Raw genomic sequence first — 19,439 nt, forward strand, 5'->3', positions numbered from 1 at the left:
AAGATGTAGAGTATGTCTACGGAAAACTTGTAAACTTGTAGGTGATTGAATGGAACTTAGGAAAGTTTCTATATTTATTTTTCCCTAAGTTCCAAATTTTTTTAGCTGCAAGGTACACCGTTAGGTGAACAATCGCCAGCTTTAAAAGACTTGCCACAACCGCAGGTGTCAGTTGCATTGGGATTGGAAAACTTAAAACCGCTGTCCATTACTCCCTCAACAAAATCCATTACCACACCTTCTAATAACGGCGCACTTTGAGCATCAACGTAAACCAACACATTTCCTTGTTGGCTGACAATATCACCTGGTTGGGGCTTACTTGTAATTTCAATTCCATACTCATAGCCACTGCAACCACCATCTTTAACGGAGATGCGGACACCTTTTGTAGAGCTATTAGATTCCTCAGTTGCGGAACCTCTTAAAAAAGCCCGCAGACGAAATTCTGCCTTTTCTGTTAAAGTAACAGTCATTTTGTTTCCTGTTCTGTAGCGATTATTCTGATTTTCAGATGTGGGTTATTTATTGTTTTTGTGGTGCAACTTCACACCGATATAGATTGAGATTGGGAATATCTCCAAGGTGCAGTATTACCGCAGACCGGACAATTGCGATCGCGTTGAGAACGACGTTTAGCAAACTCCATCCGCTGCAAATCAATTGTTAACAACTCTGACAAAAGTGGTTGACTAAAACCAGTAATCAGCTTGATAGCTTCCAACGCTGTTAGACAAGCCAAAGTCCCAGAAACAGCCCCTAGAACTGAAAAACCACGTCGATCCCAATCCGGCTTTTCTGGAAACAGACAGGACAAACAAGGAGTCACACCAGGAATAATCGTGGTTAGATAAGCCTCCATCCCATCCATAGCAGCCTCTACCATCGGCTTACGCCAACGCACACAAGCTTCATTTAGCAAATTGCGCTCGGCGAAATTGTGGGCGCAGTCCAGAGCCATATCAGCAGATTGCACTAACGAGTCTACATTTTCTGGGGTAATGTAATCATGAATTGCTTCAATCTGGACATTAGGATTAATCCCTTCCAGAGTTTCTTTGGCTTTGAATACTCTTGGTTTTCCCACCCAATCGTCAGTCATTAAAACTTGACGATTCATGTCATCCATCCGCAAATCACCACCCCGGACTAGGATGAGCCGCCCAACACCTGCTACTGCTAAGTAAAGCGCTGCTGTCCCACCTAATCCCCCCACACCAGTCACCAGAACCGTCGCTGACTTCAGGCGCTTTTGAGCCGCTTCGCCAAAATTAGGGAGCATCATTTGGCGACTATAACGCTCTAATTCGGTAGGCGTTAGGTTGATCAATTTATACCTCCTAATCAGAAGTGATTTCTGTCAACGTGACTACATTTTTCGGCTTATCATTAAACACCTTGAACAGCTTTTGTTCGTGGGGTGTTGATTCCATAAAAACCTGATAAGCTTTTTGCAAAGCTAAACAATATTGAGTTAATTTTTCTTCTGAACTCAAGTTAGGAAATTTATCATCAATTTCATACATATATTGAGAAAACTTTTTCAATATATGCAGACGATTGACATTTACAAATTTTTGGTCATAAGGCAGTTGAAAAAAGATAAAAAATTCTTCTGCATCTACGAGCTTCTTGAATTCTTCAATAGTTCCACTCATTGAGCATCCTCCATTTTTTTTAGCTGTTGCTTGAGTTCATCCAACTGTCGGTAGATTTCATAAGTCTCAGCCGCAACATCCATAAGTTTTTTGTAATCTGTTGGCAGCCCTTCAGCTAAATCATGCAGATCCATCTTCATTTGACCTGCTTTACTATTTAGCTTTCTAATTTTTACTGTAAGTTCCTCAATCGTCATTGGTTATTAGTGATTAGTCATTGGTCATTGGTCATTGGTCATTGGTCATTGGTAACTGGAGATTCAATTGTGTATTTTAGATTGGGATTGGGAATTGTATTTAATTAAATTAACTCCCATCTTAAATCTAAAACTTTCTTCCCTAGTCCCCAATCACCAATCCCCAAGTATTAAATATTTCCTACTTCGGGGAAACGTTTAGCTAGATCAATGCCTTTTTGGACAAAGTTTTCTCCCTCTTCATTTAATTTTTCTAGGGAGTCGAAACCGTAGCGATGAGCATCACGTAAGGTTTTTACAGCTAACAATAACCGACCAGAAAATACTAACGCCCAGCCAAATCCTTCATGACCTAAATCAACTACCACATTAGAAATGAGTCCGGTTTCTTTTTCAATGCTGGCAGCTACAGCACGGAAAAAGGCGTTGATCCGAGAAATAGTTGCTGGATCAACTTCACCTTCAACGGAAATTTCCCGTTTCTTTTGTTTAGTAACAACAAAAGGTTTTAGAATCAATTCATCAGACCAACTCCGGTAAAAACCATAGCTATCTTGCGCCCGGATTTGTTGGACTAAGCTCTTGAGAAAAGGTGAAGTTATTGGTGTGCTTGTAGTAGTTCCGTTGACGTTGTTATTTTCATTCATACTGTTGCTTCGTTTTCAATTTCATCTGCAAAGGTTGATGTTTTTGGTTGTAGAGCTTTACGCAACCAAGGTGGGGGATTTCCTTTGAGAGTTTGGACTAATTTAGTCAGGATTTCTTCAATCTTTTCTTCTTCTGATTTCGCCTTGACTGGAGTCACACCCTTCTTGATTAAACGAGCGGCTGCACTACCACCAATAGCGACAACATAAACAATTGTGCAATCATTTAAAGCCTCAAGTTTAGGGGTAATTTTATCTTCATTACCATCTTCTTTGAGGTCGCCTTCAAATTTCAGAGTTTCTAGGAATTGATATCCATGATCTGAAATTTCATAGACATCAATTTCTTTAGCCCAACCAAAGTGAGCATTAATATGAACTCGGTCAGTAGTCGTAAAGGCAATTTTCACTTTCATTTGTCCTTTATAAGTGGGAATGGGAAATAAGGAATAGGCAAGATTTGATTAATTTCTCGTTTCCATACTCTGTATGGGAATGAATGTTAAAAGGTTCTGCCTTTTGTGATGTCAGAGTCAGAGACTCTGTGATGGCATTCCTAGTCAGAGACTAGGAACGAGATCAATCATTTATTCTTTATTAATGATTGGTTGCCATTGCTTCATCATTAATGACTCTTCATGTGCTACAAACAGGTTTCCTATACCAAATAGAACTTCCATCGTGCCGCGATAGCCTACTTTAGTAAAGAGACCATTTCCTAAACGGTCATAGATAGGAATTCCTAAACGATAGAGAGGAATGGAAAGACGTTTAGATATGGTATTTACATTAGAATTACCAATCAACAAATCAGAACCTACCGCTAAATCTTCCAAATCTTCCAAATCGCCGATAGTGACATTTTTGATGGGAAGATGTTCTAATAAAGGCGATCGCGTCGTTGTTACAGCAGCATGAATAGAAGCCCCCATTGACTGTAAAAACTGCACAGTAGACCACATTAAATCCGGTTCCAAAGCCAAAGAAACTCTTTTAGCACCAAAATAAAAATGAGTATCCAACATCGCATCTTGCAACTGACGACGTTGACGGCGATATTTTTCTGGTACGGGATTACCACTCAAAACAGATAAAGCTTGAAGAAACTCATCTACAGCTTCTAAACCTGTCAAATCCCGAAAAACTTCGTAATCTGTATTAAAACGTTCTTGGAGAATTTTTGCTGCACTCCGCATACTTTCACCCAAAGCCAAAGTGAAAGCAGAACTACCTAAAGAACGCAGTTGTTTTAGAGTCGTACCGCTAACAGTTACTGCACTATAATCATCTTCCAAATGACCATCTAAAGAAGCACCCAAATCAGGAACAAAAATTGGTTCCAGTCCAAAAGATGTCACCATCTCCCGAACTTCCTGCACATCCCCAGGAGTGAAAGCTGAACCTGCCAAAATTGTAATTTGTTCAGGTTTAATTCCTCCAGCTTTGGGAACTTCCTTGACAATACTTTCTACAGCAACTGCAAAACCATCTTGCAATGCACCTTTAAAATCAGGAGTCGGAGCAAAAACAATTGCTAAATGATCTAACTCTGGATGACGTTTCCGAATATCTTTCAAGAAACGTTCAATATCATCTCCTCTGGTTTCTGTTAACCCAGTCGTACATAAACCAATAATTTCTGGTTTCGCTTTTTCTACTAAAGTTAAAATAGCTTGTTCAACATTTTCTTCACCACCCAAAATGGTAGTAACTTCCGTCATCGCGGTAGTAGCAAGAGGAATGGCTTCCCGAAAATGTCGAACTAAAACTACCTTAGCAAAAGCAGTACAACCTTGAGAACCATGAAATAAAGGCATAGTTCCCTTTAATCCCAAAAAAGCCAAAGATGCACCTAAAGCTTGACTTTGTTTGAGAGGATTAACAGTAACAGACTTATTGGGAACAGTGACAATTGCCATAAATTAATCTCAATAATCTCAAATAAAACGTAAGAAAGTAGGAGTTCAGGAGTCAGGAGTCAGAAGTCAGGATATCGCCACGTTCTACGATCAGAAAAAAGAAAAAAGAATTAATCTTTACCCTGCTCCTCTGCTCCTTGTCCTCTTCACTGTCACCTGTCACTTAAAATTTACTCCCAAGGAGCAGGCTTACGAATTTGTTCCCAAATGGGACTATATAAAGCCTCATACAATTCTCTGGCCATTTCCACCATTCCCATATAACCTGCATAGGGATGATGACGTTCTTGGTTAATATCTAAAAAGGGAATTCTTGCCTTTAAAGCCGTGTACTGATTTCGACCACCAGCTATTAACATATCGGCTTTAGTATCTCTTACCAACTTCAGCAATTCTTGGGCATTTCCTTTTTCTAACATAATGCCATCATTGCCCAACAAATTCTTGATTTTGGCTTTATCTTCTTCTGTACTTTTTCTGGTACTTGTGGCAACAACTTCAATTCCTAAATCCTTAGCAGCGGAAATAATTGACCAACTTTTCACACCGCCAGTATATAAAACCACTCGCTTACCCTTGAGGCGTTCTCGATAGGGAGCAAGAGCAATATCTAAAGCCGCAGTTTCATCGGCAATTAACTTTTCTGTCCGTGCTTGTAAATCAGGATCACCTAATTTAGCAGCAACAGTTCGCAGACAACGATTAATATCATCAATTCCGTAAAAAGACTCTTCAATGTAAGGAATGCCATAACGTTCCTGCATTTTCCGCGCCATGTTTAATAATGCCCGTGAGCAAATCATCACATTTAATTTAGCGCGGTGAGCATAAGTAATTTCTTGATAGCGAGCATCACCAGTGATTTTCGATAATACGCGAATGCCTAACTTTTCAAATAAAGGCAAAACGCCCCACATTTCGCCAGCAATATTGTACTCACCAATCAAATTAATATCATAAGGTGTAGTATATTCAGGTTCAGCAGTGCCAACTACATAATCTAGTAAAGCTTCACCACCAAAGCGATTACCTAGATTTTTACTGCCAATAAATCCCGGAGCAATTACTGGAACAACAGGAGTACCAATTTTCTCAGCCGCCACCTTACAAACTGCATCAATATCATCACCAATTAAAGCAGTTACGCAAGTAGCGTAAACAAAAACAGCCGCAGGTTTGTAGCGGTCATTAACTTCCAAAATTGCCTTATAAAGCTTTTTCTCACCACCGAAAATCACATCATTTTCACCAATATCAGTGGTAAAACCAGTCTTATAAAGCATTGGACCAGAGGAGAGACTACCACGACTACCCCAAGAGTTGCCAGCACAAGCAATAGGTCCATGTACTAAATGAGCAGCATCAGTAATAGGTACTAATGCAATCATCGCTCCATCAAAAGCACAACCCCCTTGAGCAGCACCTGGTTGAGCTTGTTGTGTACAAGATTTGTTTTTCTTTTCTCCTTGTTTATTTTGATTATGTTCGCATCCTGACTCACTAAGTAACTCGTTAATTTTGCTTTGGGTAATTTTCATCTCTCTTCTCGCGCTGGATGGCAGTTATTAATTGAAATGTGAGCAAACTTAAATAGACTTCCTGCAAAATTCCTCTTTACACAAGATTTACACAGATAAAGTTTCAGAAAAGATGTCTATTTATCTGTAACTGAATTTTCATAACATCAATCCTTGATAATTGTCATTTGGGTTTTTTGAATACTAATGACTAATGATCAATGATTAATAACCAAACAGTAAGGGGTAATGGGTAATGAGTAATAACTAATGTTTAGCAAATATATTTAGTCACATCTTCGCCACATTCATCAGCAAGATATGACAAAGCCCGAAATCGTAGAGCGACAACCTCGTTATACAAAGGATTGATTTTGCAAAGTGCTGGAATATGGAAAGTGCGCCCGAATAAATTAATATCTCGCTCGAAGGGACAGCAGCAGGGAATTACCCGACAAATTAGATGAGCGAGGCGAGAATTTTTGATTTGAATTCCATCTACCAATCGTCGTAGAGGGTTAAGGATATCGAAAGAGCCGGGTTTTTTATAGTTAGGTGGATGATAGTTAGGGTGAGGATGGGAGTGATGAATAGATGCCATAAGACAAACCTAAGATAACTACAATTAAGAAAACATTCAGGGAGGTAAAAATTGGGAATTATTGGGAATTGGGAATTGGGAAATAATACCCAATCCCCATATATTCTTGAATCTTGTTTGTGGGTGGGGAAACCCCAACCCTACATACTGAGTGAAGAAATTACCGAACTAAGTCGTAAGAAATATCGGTTTGACCAGGAATATTGGTGGTGCGATCTATTTCTTCAAAGAGAGTGTTAACAATCCAGCTAAGTAAGTTAATCACGCCTTTGTAACCAACGGTAGCGTAACGGTGGTAGTGGTGACGATCCATGATAGGATAACCAATTCTTACCAAAGGTACACCGCAATCACGCCACAGGTACTTACCGTAGGAGTTACCAATTAACAGGTCTACTGGTTCTGTGAACAACAATGATCTCATGTGCCACAAGTCTTTACCACCCCAGATTTTAGCGGACTTACCGAACACGCTAGAATCTAACAATGCTTGCAGTTCTTTCTCAAATACTTCATTGGTGTTGTGAACCAAGATATGTACTGGTTCAGCACCCATTTCCAACATGAAACCAACTACGCTGTAAACTAAGTCAGGATCACCGTAGATAGCGAAACGCTTACCATGCAACCAAGCATGAGAGTCGGTCATAGCGTCAACTGCACGACCACGTTCAATTTCCAATTCTTCAGGAATAGCCTTACCAGTCAATTCGCTGAGTTTCATCAAGAACTCGTCAGTTCCCTTGATACCCCAAGGACGAGAAACACAAACGTCTTGCTTCCATTCCTTAGCGATGTATTCACGGGTCTTGGAAGTGGAGTAAGCTTGGAGAGCAACAGTAGCCTTAGCGTTGATGGAATCTGCTGCATCTTCTAGCTTAGTACCACCTGGGTACATATTGAATTCACCATCGCAAGGTGAGTCAACATAATCGCTGTTATCAGACAACAAGGTGTAGTCAATACCCATCAAAGAAGCAATCCGCTTAACTTCGCGGTTGTTTTCTACGTAGGTATCAAAACCAGGGATGAAGTTGATTTTACCGTTGCTCTTAGCTGTCTTCTTACCTGCGGTCAGGGTAGAAAGAATTCCCTTCATCATGTTGTCGTAACCAGTGATGTGGGAACCAACGAAGCTAGGTGTGTGAGCAAAAGGTACTGGTAAATCTTGAGGAACTGAACCAGCTTCTTTAGCGTTACCGATGAAAGACTGTAAGTCATCACCGATAACTTCTGCCATACAGGTGGTGCAAACTGCAATCATCTTGGGATTGTATAGCTTGTAGGAGTTAGCCAAGCCATCAATCATGTTTTGCAGACCACCGAACACAGCAGCGTCTTCTGTCATGGAAGAAGAAACGCCGGAGAATGGTTCTTTATAGTGACGGGTTAAGTGGGTACGGAAGTAAGCCACACAACCTTGAGAACCTTGAACGAAGGGAAGAGTACCTTCAAAACCTACAGCCGCAAACATAGCGCCTAGAGGTTGACAACCTTTAGCGGGGTTAACGGTTAAAGCTGTACGTTCAAAGTTCTTTTCACGATATTCCCAGCTTTTTGTCCATTCGGCAACCCGTTGAACTTCTTCAGAAGGGTGAGCATTTTCAAACTGTTTCTTGTTTTCAAACAGTTGTTGGTATTCTGGCTGATGGAATAGCTCAACGTGGTCTTGAATCTTGTCTGGATTCTGAGGCATTTCTAGTTCTCCAAGCTTGCTGTGTGTTGTGTTTGCGGTCGGTGGGGTGTCCTTGCCCGTTTTTGGTGGAGAGTGGGGAATGTGGCTCAAAATTCAGAATGCAAAATCCAAAACTTAGAATTTTTAATTTTGAATCTTGAATTCCCAACTCCCCCCTGGGGACAAACCCCAGGCTTTCCCTGTACGGGCAGGGTTTGCCCCTACTATTTCTGTTCTCTAAACGGAAGCTTTAGCTTTAGCCTTAGCTTGAGCTTTTTTGTTCCAGGGAGCGCCGATTAATCCCCAGGTTGGGCTGTTGAGCGCCAAATCCATGTCACGAGCGAAGATTGCGAATCCGTCGTAACCGTGGTAAGGACCGGAGTATTTCTTTTGCTGGTTTAATAGCTTTTGACTTCGCTATGTTTGCAGTGAGCTATGTCAGCGATAAACTATGTTTGCAGCTAACACATTTATTTTTAGTCTAAATATAGTCTAATACCAAGCTCTCGTTCCCTGTCTGAGCCGGGGAATGCCTCAGTTAGAGACTCTGCCTCCGCTGACGACAGTCGAGGTAGAACCTCATCATTTGCATTCCCAGCCAGAGTCTGGGAACGAGAAAATTAAGTTTCGCGCAAAGGCGCAGAGGAGTAAAGGCGCAAAGGATGAAAGAACAGCTATTATGGGAATTAGAACAAGTAAATCTGCGTTTGAAGTCTGCAAAGACCAGAGTAACAATTCGAGAATCTAATGGATGTCTGCAATTACGGGCAACTTTACCCATTAAGCCAGGAGATGAGGATACAAGGGGAACTGGGAAAAAGCAATACAATCTCAGTTTGAATATTCCCGCAAATTTACCAGGATTGAAAACTGCGGAGGAGGAAGCTTATGAGTTAGGGAAGTTAATTGCTAGAAAAAGTTTTGTTTGGAATGATAAATATTTAGGAAATGAGGCAATTAAAAAGGATTTACGAACTATTGGTGAGTTATTGGTAAGGTTTGAGGAAGAATATTTTAAAACCCATAAACGCACGACTAAAAGTGAACATAGTTTTTTTTATTATTTTTCTCGAATTAAGCGTTATACAAATGCTGATGATTTGGCAAATGGGGAAGTTTTAATTCAAGCGATTGAGAAAATAGATAAGGAATGGGCTAGATATAATGCTGTGAGGGCTATTTCTGTTTTTTGTCAACTTTTTAAAATTGATATTAATTTAACTAGTTATTCTAAAGTTCCTGAAAGTAATTCTCGGAATGTTCCTACTGATAAGGAAATAGTTACTGGATTTTACAAGTTTGATGAATATCTAAATAATCGCGGTAAACAAGTTAATCAAGATGTGAAAGATAGTTGGCAACTTTGGCGATGGATTTATGGAATGTTAGCGGTTTTTGGTCTACGTCCCAGGGAACTTTTTGTTAATCCTCATATTGATTGGTGGTTGAGTAATGAAAATACAGATTTAACTTGGAAGGTTGATAAAGATTGTAAAACTGGTGAAAGGGAAGCTTTACCTTTATATAAGGAATGGATTGATGAATTTGATTTAAGGAATCCGAAGTATTTAGAAATGTTGGTAACAGCAATTAGTAAAAAAGACCAAAATAATCATGCAGAAATCACGGCTTTAATTCAAAGGGTGAGTTGGTGGTTTAGAAAAATTGGTTTAGATTTTAAACCCTATGATTTACGTCATGGTTGGGCAATTCGAGCGCATATTTTGGGAGTTCCTATTAAGGCTGCGGCGGATAATTTGGGTCATAGTGTCCAAATTCATACGAAAACTTATCAACGTTGGTTTTCTTTAGATATGCGGAAGTTAGCAATAAATCAGGCTTTGAGTAAGCGGAATGAAGTGGATTTGATTAAGGATGAAAATACTGGGTTGAAAATGGAGAATGAACGGTTGAAGATTGAGGTAGAGAAGTTGAGGATGGAAATGGTTTATAAACGGAGTTAAGTAATGCACCATAACACTATTTAAATGCTTCAATTTGATCCGAATAAACATTAATTAGCTTGTGATCAATAACTAACATTTCAATCTCTGGACAAACTCTAGCTAGAAATGAGTGAAATTCACGTTTTCGCATATTCCCAAAACGTAGATGCACTATTTTAGGTGGAGAAGAATCAACCATCAAGCGATCTGAAAAATCAGCATCTTTAGTAACAATCACCAATTCTTTTTCCTTTGCATACTCCCAGATTTGGGTATCACTTGGACTATTCCCTAAAATAGAAACATGAATGACGGGTAAAGATGGAGTAAATTGGACTTTAGTGGGAAGTTTTTCATCAAATAAAAACCCATTCATGCAATTTTTCTCACTTCGTAATGATTCCCCATCAATTTTGCCGCGAATTGGATGCAAGCATAAATATCTTCTCTTTCTAAAGATGGGTATTCTTCTAGAACTTCTTCGATAGAATCACCTGCACCTAAAAATTCTATAATTGTTTGTACAGAAATTCGAGTGTTTGTAATAACAGGTCTGCCATTGCAAATATCTGGATGAATAGTTATTCGCTTTTCCATAACGATTTTTCCTTTTTATAGACCTAGTGTTAAGTAGATAACAATAATATTATTTTACATCATTGTTAGCAAATTGTCATCATTTTTGAATAAAAGTTATTTTTTTCGGATTAAGTTTAGTTAGTGAACAAGAGAAGTTAAGTTGTATTAATAAAGATGGAAATACAGGGTTGGAAAATGGAGAATGAAAGGTTGAAGATTGAGGTAGAGAAGTTGAGGATGGAGATGGTTTATAAACGCAGTTAAGTTTGGGTAATCAAGAATTTCATTTTTGTGTGATGTGGTATAATTAGTTTATCAACAATAATCAAAATCTTTATGCAAGCTACTGATATTGGGACACTAATTATTAAATCATCAGACACTTTAGGGGGTCGTCCTCGGATTGCTGGTACTAGAGTTTCTGTGCAACGAATTACAGCTTGGTACAAAAGTCGAGATACTCCTTCTGGAAACATTTGTCTCCCCAGGTTTTGTAAATCTGGTATCTCTGGAGGACATTGAATAATGGGATGAGTCAAAGTTAGAATTTGACCTTCACTAAGACATCTCTCCCTGTCTACATGATAGAAAATTGGCATTTTTATCAATCTTTATCTAAATAATCTTATTAGTATAGCTTGCGTTGTTGCCTAGTACAATATACTATACTAACAAGACTTAGCTAAAATCTAGGAATATAATCTACTTTGTGAAATAATATCTTTTGTTATGAGTGATATCAAATCTGGTAGCATCGAATTTCATGATTACCCATCTTTAGAATCAGATGAAGAGTACAAATTTGAGGTTCTACATTCTGGTCAAGTAATTGGGATTGCTCACGTCAAATGTATGCAGGATCAACAGGGAAAGTTTTGGCATCTAGATAACTTGTTCGTTCAGATAAAACATCGTAATCATGGATATGGAACTAAATTGCTTAATCATCTTCGCCATTACCTTTGGAGCATGGATAGACTAAGAATTCGAGTTCACCCGGCTATTGGACAACAAGCAATGGAGGCGTTAGTCGAGAAATTACAACACAATAAGGAAATATACACTGAGGAAGAACTAGACGCTATGGATAAAGAACTGTATCTGGCAATGCAGCAACCTGATTTTTGGCAAAAGCAAGCAGAGATAAGCGAGACTCAAGATAGTAAAGAACTTGTTGAATGGTATCGTAAGCGCGAATTTACACATGATGACCCGGATGGAAAGCATCTATGGTGTTATTCTGAATAAAATGTGATCGCATTTCTTCTATATGGGAGTGCGATCAGACTTTCCTAAATCCCAATACCAAAAAACTGCTTAAATAAAATAAGCTAACCGTTATATGTCAGGATATGCTAGAAAAAGTAATACTTCATAATTTCAAAAGTCATAAATCTACAGAACTTAATTTCGATAGTTCTCGATTACATGGACTCGTAGGAAAAAACAGTGCTGGTAAAACAACTGTTCTACAAGCATTGCATAATCTAAGTAGGCTTGCTGCTTCACAATTTAAAAATATTTTTCAGTATGATAAATCACCTGAATTTCTCACAACAATGGGGAAAAAAAATATGTCTGTCACTGCTAGTGGTTTTTGGGGATCTACCAATCGGCAGAATTGGCAAGCTTCTTATAGTTGGAAGCAGCAAAATATTGATTATTGGCATCCAACAGCATCATGGAACATAGATAAAAAAGAATATAGTTTGGAAGGATGGAAAAAATCATTAAGTGAAGCTCCATATCCAATTCCGCAATCTTTGAAATATGCTGTTTACCTCAAATTAGTTGCAAGTAATCTTGCCAAAGCAGCTTACAGTGAAGAAATTACGCCAAGAGTTGAGTTTGATGGTTCGTTATTAGCACCAACTTTAGATTTTTTGCGTAATGAAGCTCCAGATAAATTTCAATTAATAGAAGAAAAATTGAGTCGGATTGTCCCAAATGTACGCAGAATTGGCATCAAGCGAGCAAAAGTTTCAGTCATTCGTAAACGTTTAATCGAAGTTGATGGTAAGTCTATTTCTTATGATGAAACTCAGGAAATGGCAGGTCAAGAAGTTATATTAGATATGAATACAGGTGAACGTATTCCAGCCCATGCAATTAGCGAAGGAACAATGTTAACTTTAGGATTATTAACTGTATTAATGAATCCTAATCAACCTAATTTAGTTTTATTAGATGATGTAGAACAGGGACTTCATCCTAAAGCACAACGTGAGTTAATGACTGTTTTTAAAGAAATCATTGCTGAAAATCCCAACTTGCAAATTATTTTCTCTACTCATTCTCCTTATATTATTGATGAACTTGTTCCTTCTCAAGTCCATATATTAAATAACAGTAATTCAGGTTTCACAATTGCCAAACGTTTGGATGAACATCCTGATGTAGAATGGGCAAAAGAAACATTAACAACTGGTGAATTTTGGGATGCTGAAGGTGAAGATTGGGTGGTAGAAGGAGAAGTCAGTGATTGAGTTTATTGTCATAGTTGAAAGTGGTGCAGATGCCAGAACAGCGACTAAATTAGCCGAGCGCGTTTTAAAGGAAAAATTCGATTGGTTAGATGATGATATTCTGCAACATTGTTTTCAGTGGACTGGTTTAGAGGAAGGGACAGAATTTTCTTGCTGGAGAGACATTATAAAAATAATTGATGATGCAAAATCACAAATAAAATATAAACCTTCCAGATTTTTAGGACATGATAGTAAGGGTGTACCCTTGAAAGCTGATGGAGCAGCATCTATCAAGATTCTTAATTTGGTAAGGTTTCTGCAAAAAACTCGACAGATTAAAGCTGTTATATTTATCCGTGATTTAGATAATCAACCGGAACGTAAAGAAGGAATTGAACAAGCACGTTCAGAACATATTAATAAAACCTCGAAATTAGAAATTGTCATTGGTGCGGCTGATCCAAAACGTGAAGCATGGGTTTTAAATGGCTTTATTCCCTTTAATCAACAAGAGGAACAAATTCTAGAAGAAATCAAAAATAAATTGAGTTTTGATCCTTGCATAGAGTCTCACAGATTACGTGCTACTTCAGAGAAAGAACCTGAACGAATGAGAAATGTAAAAGTAGTAGTTGAACAGCTAACAGGAAACGATATGGAACGGGAAAAGCAGTGTTGGGAAGATACAGATTTAAAACATCTACGAGAAAGGGGAGTTGATACGGGTTTAACAGATTATATTCAAGAAGTTGAGGAACGATTAGCTGCAATTATTTTGTCTGATTAAACTGAGTAAAAGCTATTATAAAATGATACAACATATCAAAATTATCAAATCTCTAGGAAATAGTAGGTTACTAATTTTTAATTGGTATTAACCTTTATTCCCAGCCCAAAGAATAGCAGTATCTTGATACTCTTTAAACATTGAATCCGCTGTCACCAGAATCATACTTTCCATCTGTGCTTGTGCAATGAGCATTCTGTCAAAAGGATCTCCATGATGCAAAGGTAAAGCCACCGTTCTGAGTGCATGGGAAGCTGTAATTTCCAAAGATTTCGCCCCCAATTTCATCATGCGGCTAGAAATGTAACTATCCAGTGGTTCTGGTAATGGTAACTTACCAATTGCAACTTTTATCCCCATTTCCCACACACTAGCAACAGAAAACCATAGTTCATTGCTTTCATCAGCAATATGTGCGATCGCCTCTTCATGCAAACGCTCAGGTTCAGCAAACCACCATAAAAAACACTGTGTATCCAGTAAAAGCTTCACTCCTCATTCCCCTCAAACGCTGCTAAAATGTCCTCTGCTAAAGGTGCATTAAAGTCTTCTGGAATTACAAATTTTCCTCGATCTTGTCCTAAACTATCCCGTCGTTGAGACGAGACACTAAACGGAACTAATTTAGCGATGGGAATACCCCGGTTACAAATAATGATTTCTTCCCCATGTTCTACACGGGATAATAGACGTGAAAGATTCGTTTTAGCTTGATGGATATTTACGGTTTCCACAGGTTTTTAGCTAAGTCTACAAACTTAGTTTACTTTGATTCTCAGATTTTGGCAAGAATTAAAAAGTTACGATCAACACTAACTTATCTTAACTCTGTAGCGATCGCCTATTACTGGTAAATTTCTGTAAATGTTACACTGTAGGCGATCGCATTTTAATCGAAATCATGGCAGACATATCTTTTACTGACAAAAGCAACATCTCTGAAATCATTAATTACTTTAACGTTGTTTCCGAAATCATCTCATTTATCAGTGTATATATAGTGTATCCAGTAATTATCAACCATTTAACAGGAAACTATGCAAAATTTTTTTCAAAAGTTACTCCAATTGCCATCTGGTGAATGGAATCAAATACAAAAAGAAGCACTAATTGATTTGTGTCTTTTGGGAATGTACTCAGATGACAGGATTTCACTAGCTGAACAAGATTTTATTGAAGATGAATATACACAACTAAAGTGGGAATCTGGAATCTCATTTAGTGGATATTTGCAGAGAACAATTCCCAAAATTAGAAGTGTGAAAAATAATTCTCAAAAAACAAACGAGTTACTTCAGGATATCGCTAACCGCTTGCAAGATGATAAATTAAAATCCCAGGCTGTTGCTGAACTAGAAAAGCTTTTATCTACTGATGGAATTATAAATTTAGAAGAAAAATTTCTCAGTAAAGTCAAAACAGTTATGGGTATTTAACCCTGTGCTACATCTACACATTTGACAATATGCTACATTTAGAATGGGATAGTAAAAAAGTCACAAAGCTACAGTTTAGGTTCTATCTACCTAACTGGTGCGCCAAACCATAGTATGAGCGTATACCGCCGAGTGCTTTAAACTATATCGTTTGATTAGCTCAGTTGGTAGAGCAGTTGACTCTTAATTGATCAATGCGTCACAGGTTCGACTCCTGTATCAAACCCCAGGAAGTTAGCTCAATTGGTAGAGCAGTTGACTATTAATCAACCTGTAGCAGGTTCGATTCCTGCACTTTCAACCAACCCTGTCCGGGTTACAGGACACTACTTATGGGAAGTAGCAAGTGGCAAAGGAGAAATCCTGCGGTTCAACTCCGCAATTATCACCAACTCTGCGGTGCAAGTATTTTGCTTGTCTTCATTACTCGCAAGAGTAACGTTTGCAAGCAGCAGTTAATGAGTTCGCGCAACTGCATTCCTCCCTAACTTGAGTATATCCTTCAACTTGCCAATGGCAAAACAAAGTTTATTTGCCAAAAGCAAAATGAACGGTATATTTGATGGTTGTTCTTTAATTGAGTAGCTACGGAGCAGCTTAGTTAAAATTACATCTATCTTCATCCAGTTTTTGAGTAGCTTTTGCCCACCCAACGACTGTAACACTTACTTGCATTTGCAGAGTTTCTAAAAATTTTGTATTATGGCATATTACAAAAAGCTAGAATCAATATCAAAATTAGTCACTAACTTACTAAAAAATATCCTCCAAAATACTATTATGTGGAAAAACTTTTACATTAAACCTAACGAAATTGGCATTTTATATCACCGCAGCGACTTTAAGAAAGTTTTACAACCTGGTGAATATACTTATTTTGGTCGTCATTGGCTAGTTAAAACTTATGACCTCAATGAAGCAGAAGCGGATATTGAAAACCTAGAATTATTGTTGCGAAATCATGGAACAGAACTAGAACAATATCTACTAATTGTTAAAACTACATTTAACGAAGCTGCTTTAGTCCGTTTGGGTCAGAATTGGATAAGTATTGCTCCTAATCAATTACGGGCTTTTTGGCGAGGTTTTATAGAAGTAGAATTCCATCTTTTCAACTTAGAAGAAAACTGGGAATTGCCTAATTCTTTTGTCCAGCAATTGCGATCATTTGCGTTAAATGGACTGAAGAAATTCCAAATCTTTGAGTATGAGATTGGTTTACTATATGTACAAAATAATTTTACCCGACCTCTAGAACCAGGAGAGTATGCCTTTTGGTCAATAGATAAGACAGTAGCGGTGCGGAGTATTAGCCGGATTGTCCCTAACCCCGATTTTCCTCTAGAAGATATACTAATTGAAAAACATCCTGATTTTGTTGCTGCTTACTGTGAAATTGTGGAATTACTGCCTTCGCAAGTTGCAATTGTGCGCTATCGAGGTAAGGTAATTTCTATTTTACCACCCACAAGCCGCAAACTATTTTGGCAAGGTGTGGCAGTGGAAATTATTGATATTAGCACAGATGCAAAATTATCACCTGCATTAATTTCTGAATTGGTGGAAGGAACAGCAGAAGTAAAAACACTGAGTCGAAACTATTTACATATTTGTCAAGTTCCTCCCCAACATATTGGACTATTATATATTAATCAGGAATTTCAAACACAATTACAACCAGGATTAAATGCTTGGTGGTCATTTGGACGTTCTTGGCAAACGGAAACTATTGATTTGCGATTGCAAAACATGGAAGTTTCCGGTCAAGAAATCCTCTCTAAAGACAAAGTACCTTTGCGGTTAAATTTAACTGCTGGTTTTCGCATTCAAGACCCATTAAAAGCAAAAAATGGGTTATCAGATATTACTGGATTCTTGTACAAAGAGTTGCAATTTGCTTTGCGTGGTGCAGTGGGTGAACGGACTTTAGATGCTTTGTTAGAAGATAAAGGCGCAATTGATAGCAGTATCTCTGAATATATTCGTCAAAAAGCCGCAGACTATGGAATTGAAGTTGATTCTGTAGGTGTGAAAGATATTATTTTACCTGGAGAAATTAAGGCAATTTTGAGTAAGGTTGTTGAAGCTGAAAAAGCTGCTCAAGCAAATGTTGTCAGACGTAGAGAAGAGACTGCTGCCACTCGGAGTATGTTAAATACTGCGAAGGTGATGGAAGATAATCCGGTGGCGTTGCGGTTGAAGGAATTGGAAGTTTTAGAACGTATTGCGGAGAAGATTGATCGGATTCAGGTAAATGGTAGTTTGGATAGTATTTTGACAGATTTGATTCGCATGAATCCGCAGTGATAATATCAATCTTGTAGAGTGCGTCAGACAAATAACCTAGTAATAAGATGATTAACTTCTAATCTGACGCACCCTACTTGATTTACTTACACAATTTCTGTATAATAATATAGTTTGCATTGGAAAATATAGCTTTGGATATTACCACAGAATTAAGAAATACAGAAAATTCTTTAAGAGATCTATACACTTACATCCTCTCTAACAAATTTGGTGAGGAATGGCATTTAAAGTGTGGAGTTAGTAGTGACCGAATAGATAAATGGAAAGCTCGAAAAGATTTAGAACATAAAAATTTCGGTTATAGCGATCCACGATTGATTTATTACGCTGATTTTTATGATCTAAAAACAATTCTTAAACACAATTGGCAACACGACTTATCCAAAGTATTTGGCAAATTGAAGGAACTAGAGGTTTTATTAGATATCCTAGAGGAATTAAGAAACCCTGATGCTCATAGAAGAAACTTACTCCCATACCAAAAATATTTAGCTATGGGTATTAGCGGTAAAATTAGAACAGAAATTACAGGATATTTTAGTAAAATGGAAACTGGCGAATCATATTATCCAAGAATTGAATGTGTACAAGATAGCCTTGGAAATTCATGGGCAATAGGTGAGCAAAATACCCTATTTACAAATGAAGTGCTTAGACCAGGCAATGAAATTCAGTTTAATGTATCTGCTACAGATCCTCTTGGTGAAACAATAGAGTTTACTGTTATGCCTGTATCATCCCCATGGGAATTTGAATGGAAAGAAAATGGCGATTTTTCACTTGTAATAAAAAAACAATACGTGGGAAAAATTTTCTGGATTTGTATAGCAGTGCGATCCAAAAGGGAGTTTCATGCAATGTCTGAAGTTGGCCTAGGTTCAGTAGATGATACCGTTAAATTTGGATATGAAGTTCTCCCTCCTAAAAGATAATACTAACAATGCTAGAAGATTATTTTGTTAAATTAGTAGTTCTTTTCTGCTGGCTAATATTTCCTATTTTATGGTATTGTTATAGGATTGATTTTTTTCTAAATATTTCAATTTGGTGGAAGAAAAAAGATGAAAAAGATGTTGTTCTACCTGCCTGCATTTTTTTTATACTTCCTTTTGCAATTCTAATAACTTATCAGAACTTTTATGAACTCATAACAAATTTCCACAAAGATGATGTTACCAGCAAAGTATTGGAAACTTCTTTCAAGCTAATTCCGATAGCAGCAATAGGAGCATATTTTGTGGATAAAATCAAGAAAAATGAAGAAATTCAACTATCAAGAGATATCTTATCTCATGAGTTATTTCAAAACTATCTTGCTACTCGAAATACTATATTTCTCTTGAAGATGTCTAAATCACCAGGCGGAAATGTCTCAGGAAATCCAATCAAAGATTTCCAGACTTTATGGTCTAACAGAGCATATGATAATAGTCGAAATTCAATTATTAGGATGAAAGGAAATATCTATGGAAGCTTAAGTGAACTTTACCAAAGTGCTAGTTTGATTATCAACAAATATACTGGTGATGATAGTTGTATTTCTTATTCTTCTGCATTTGAGAATCAAGAATTTGTATTTCGACTAGACTTGTTAATTAATGATATTTACAACAACTTGATTTTACTAGATAACAAGTCAGAAATTGGATTATTGACACGGCGAGAGGTAGAACAGATGAAAGTAGAAAAATAATGCAAA

At 37.6% G+C, this 19,439-nt stretch carries 23 protein-coding genes, 1 tRNA gene and 1 pseudogene; 11 read left to right on the forward strand and 14 right to left on the reverse strand.

Features of this window, described 5'->3' with window-relative positions; all coding sequences use genetic code 11:
• Positions 1–101 precede the first annotated feature (101 nt).
• From H6G06_RS12410 to nifK, 10 genes are all read right to left on the reverse strand, one after another.
• Positions 102–476, reverse strand: coding sequence for a HesB/IscA family protein (locus H6G06_RS12410; RefSeq protein WP_190560507.1), 375 nt, complete (start codon positions 474–476; stop codon positions 102–104).
• A 71-nt stretch (positions 477–547) separates the two neighbouring features.
• Complete coding sequence (locus H6G06_RS12415; protein WP_190560509.1) at positions 548–1,330, reverse strand: HesA/MoeB/ThiF family protein; 783 nt, start codon at positions 1,328–1,330, stop codon at positions 548–550.
• 10 nt (positions 1,331–1,340) lie between these two features.
• Entirely contained in the window at positions 1,341–1,658 is a 318-nt protein-coding gene (gene nifW / locus H6G06_RS12420; RefSeq protein WP_190560511.1) for a nitrogenase-stabilizing/protective protein NifW, read from the reverse strand.
• A complete protein-coding gene (locus H6G06_RS12425; protein ID WP_190560513.1) occupies positions 1,655–1,855 on the reverse strand; it encodes a CCE_0567 family metalloprotein in 201 nt (66 codons plus the stop codon). The genes nifW and H6G06_RS12425 overlap by 4 nt, the downstream gene beginning before the upstream one ends.
• Before the next feature lie 170 nt (positions 1,856–2,025).
• On the reverse strand, positions 2,026–2,502 hold the full coding sequence (locus tag H6G06_RS12430; protein WP_190560515.1) for a NifX-associated nitrogen fixation protein: 477 nt from the start codon (positions 2,500–2,502) through the stop codon (positions 2,026–2,028).
• Positions 2,499–2,918 carry a nitrogen fixation protein NifX gene (gene nifX, locus H6G06_RS12435; RefSeq protein ID WP_190560517.1) on the reverse strand — a complete coding sequence of 140 codons (420 nt, stop codon included), beginning with the start codon at positions 2,916–2,918 and terminating at the stop codon, positions 2,499–2,501. The genes H6G06_RS12430 and nifX overlap by 4 nt, the downstream gene beginning before the upstream one ends.
• Positions 2,919–3,089: 171 nt before the next feature.
• Entirely contained in the window at positions 3,090–4,421 is a 1,332-nt protein-coding gene (gene nifN / locus H6G06_RS12440) for a nitrogenase iron-molybdenum cofactor biosynthesis protein NifN (protein ID WP_190560520.1), read from the reverse strand.
• A gap of 170 nt (positions 4,422–4,591) precedes the next feature.
• Positions 4,592–5,959 (reverse strand): nitrogenase iron-molybdenum cofactor biosynthesis protein NifE, encoded by a 1,368-nt coding sequence (nifE, locus tag H6G06_RS12445; protein WP_190560522.1) that lies wholly within the window; start codon positions 5,957–5,959, stop codon positions 4,592–4,594.
• Positions 5,960–6,212: 253 nt separating this feature from the next.
• Positions 6,213–6,539: a Mo-dependent nitrogenase C-terminal domain-containing protein gene (locus H6G06_RS12450; protein ID WP_190560524.1), complete on the reverse strand. Its 327-nt coding sequence runs from the start codon at positions 6,537–6,539 to the stop codon at positions 6,213–6,215.
• 160 nt (positions 6,540–6,699) lie between these two features.
• A complete protein-coding gene (gene nifK, locus H6G06_RS12455; protein WP_190560526.1) occupies positions 6,700–8,235 on the reverse strand; it encodes a nitrogenase molybdenum-iron protein subunit beta in 1,536 nt (511 codons plus the stop codon).
• Positions 8,236–8,876: 641 nt separating this feature from the next.
• Between nifK and H6G06_RS12465 the strand changes: the two genes are divergently transcribed.
• Positions 8,877–10,178, forward strand: a complete 1,302-nt coding sequence (locus tag H6G06_RS12465; RefSeq protein WP_190560528.1) for a site-specific integrase — start codon at positions 8,877–8,879, stop codon at positions 10,176–10,178.
• A gap of 16 nt (positions 10,179–10,194) precedes the next feature.
• On the opposite strand, the gene H6G06_RS12470 is transcribed toward H6G06_RS12465, so the two are convergent.
• Both H6G06_RS12470 and H6G06_RS12475 read right to left on the reverse strand, forming a co-directional pair.
• The gene (locus H6G06_RS12470) at positions 10,195–10,536 is read right to left on the reverse strand and encodes a DUF5615 family PIN-like protein (protein WP_190560530.1); all 342 of its coding nucleotides are present in this window, start codon (positions 10,534–10,536) and stop codon (positions 10,195–10,197) included.
• Positions 10,533–10,757 carry a DUF433 domain-containing protein gene (locus H6G06_RS12475; RefSeq protein WP_168498131.1) on the reverse strand — a complete coding sequence of 75 codons (225 nt, stop codon included), beginning with the start codon at positions 10,755–10,757 and terminating at the stop codon, positions 10,533–10,535. The genes H6G06_RS12470 and H6G06_RS12475 overlap by 4 nt, the downstream gene beginning before the upstream one ends.
• 318 nt (positions 10,758–11,075) lie before the next feature.
• Here H6G06_RS12475 and H6G06_RS27400 point away from each other — a divergent pair, with 318 nt between their 5' ends.
• From H6G06_RS27400 to H6G06_RS12495, 4 genes are all read left to right on the forward strand, one after another.
• Positions 11,076–11,261, forward strand: coding sequence for a DUF433 domain-containing protein (locus H6G06_RS27400; protein WP_242039678.1), 186 nt, complete (start codon positions 11,076–11,078; stop codon positions 11,259–11,261).
• A gap of 207 nt (positions 11,262–11,468) precedes the next feature.
• The gene (locus H6G06_RS12485) at positions 11,469–11,987 is read left to right on the forward strand and encodes a GNAT family N-acetyltransferase (RefSeq protein WP_190560532.1); all 519 of its coding nucleotides are present in this window, start codon (positions 11,469–11,471) and stop codon (positions 11,985–11,987) included.
• Between the two features lie 104 nt (positions 11,988–12,091).
• Positions 12,092–13,225 carry an AAA family ATPase gene (locus H6G06_RS12490; protein ID WP_190560534.1) on the forward strand — a complete coding sequence of 378 codons (1,134 nt, stop codon included), beginning with the start codon at positions 12,092–12,094 and terminating at the stop codon, positions 13,223–13,225.
• Positions 13,218–13,994 carry a hypothetical protein gene (locus H6G06_RS12495; protein ID WP_190560536.1) on the forward strand — a complete coding sequence of 259 codons (777 nt, stop codon included), beginning with the start codon at positions 13,218–13,220 and terminating at the stop codon, positions 13,992–13,994. The genes H6G06_RS12490 and H6G06_RS12495 overlap by 8 nt, the downstream gene beginning before the upstream one ends.
• Before the next feature lie 87 nt (positions 13,995–14,081).
• On the opposite strand, the gene H6G06_RS12500 is transcribed toward H6G06_RS12495, so the two are convergent.
• Entirely contained in the window at positions 14,082–14,486 is a 405-nt protein-coding gene (locus H6G06_RS12500) for a PIN domain-containing protein (protein WP_190560538.1), read from the reverse strand.
• A complete protein-coding gene (locus tag H6G06_RS12505; protein ID WP_190560540.1) occupies positions 14,483–14,728 on the reverse strand; it encodes a type II toxin-antitoxin system prevent-host-death family antitoxin in 246 nt (81 codons plus the stop codon). Before H6G06_RS12505 ends, H6G06_RS12500 begins: the two co-directional genes overlap by 4 nt.
• A gap of 303 nt (positions 14,729–15,031) precedes the next feature.
• Here H6G06_RS12505 and H6G06_RS12510 point away from each other — a divergent pair, with 303 nt between their 5' ends.
• The 6 genes and pseudogenes from H6G06_RS12510 (at position 15,032) to H6G06_RS12535 (ending at position 19,433) form a co-directional block, all read left to right on the forward strand.
• Positions 15,032–15,430 (forward strand): tellurite resistance TerB family protein, encoded by a 399-nt coding sequence (locus H6G06_RS12510; RefSeq protein ID WP_190560542.1) that lies wholly within the window; start codon positions 15,032–15,034, stop codon positions 15,428–15,430.
• Between the two features lie 149 nt (positions 15,431–15,579).
• A pseudogene (locus H6G06_RS12515) lies at positions 15,580–15,659 on the forward strand.
• Positions 15,659–15,734: transfer RNA gene (locus tag H6G06_RS12520), tRNA-Asn, on the forward strand. The pseudogene H6G06_RS12515 and the gene H6G06_RS12520 overlap by 1 nt, the downstream one beginning before the upstream one ends.
• A 476-nt stretch (positions 15,735–16,210) precedes the next feature.
• Positions 16,211–17,737 (forward strand): slipin family protein, encoded by a 1,527-nt coding sequence (locus H6G06_RS12525; protein WP_190560932.1) that lies wholly within the window; start codon positions 16,211–16,213, stop codon positions 17,735–17,737.
• Positions 17,738–17,871: 134 nt separating this feature from the next.
• Entirely contained in the window at positions 17,872–18,672 is an 801-nt protein-coding gene (locus H6G06_RS12530) for a hypothetical protein (RefSeq protein WP_190560544.1), read from the forward strand.
• Positions 18,673–18,680: 8 nt separating this feature from the next.
• Positions 18,681–19,433, forward strand: a complete 753-nt coding sequence (locus H6G06_RS12535; RefSeq protein ID WP_190560546.1) for a hypothetical protein — start codon at positions 18,681–18,683, stop codon at positions 19,431–19,433.
• Positions 19,434–19,439 lie beyond the last annotated feature (6 nt).

The organism is Anabaena sphaerica FACHB-251 (assembly GCF_014696825.1).
Lineage (GTDB): Bacteria > Cyanobacteriota > Cyanobacteriia > Cyanobacteriales > Nostocaceae > RDYJ01.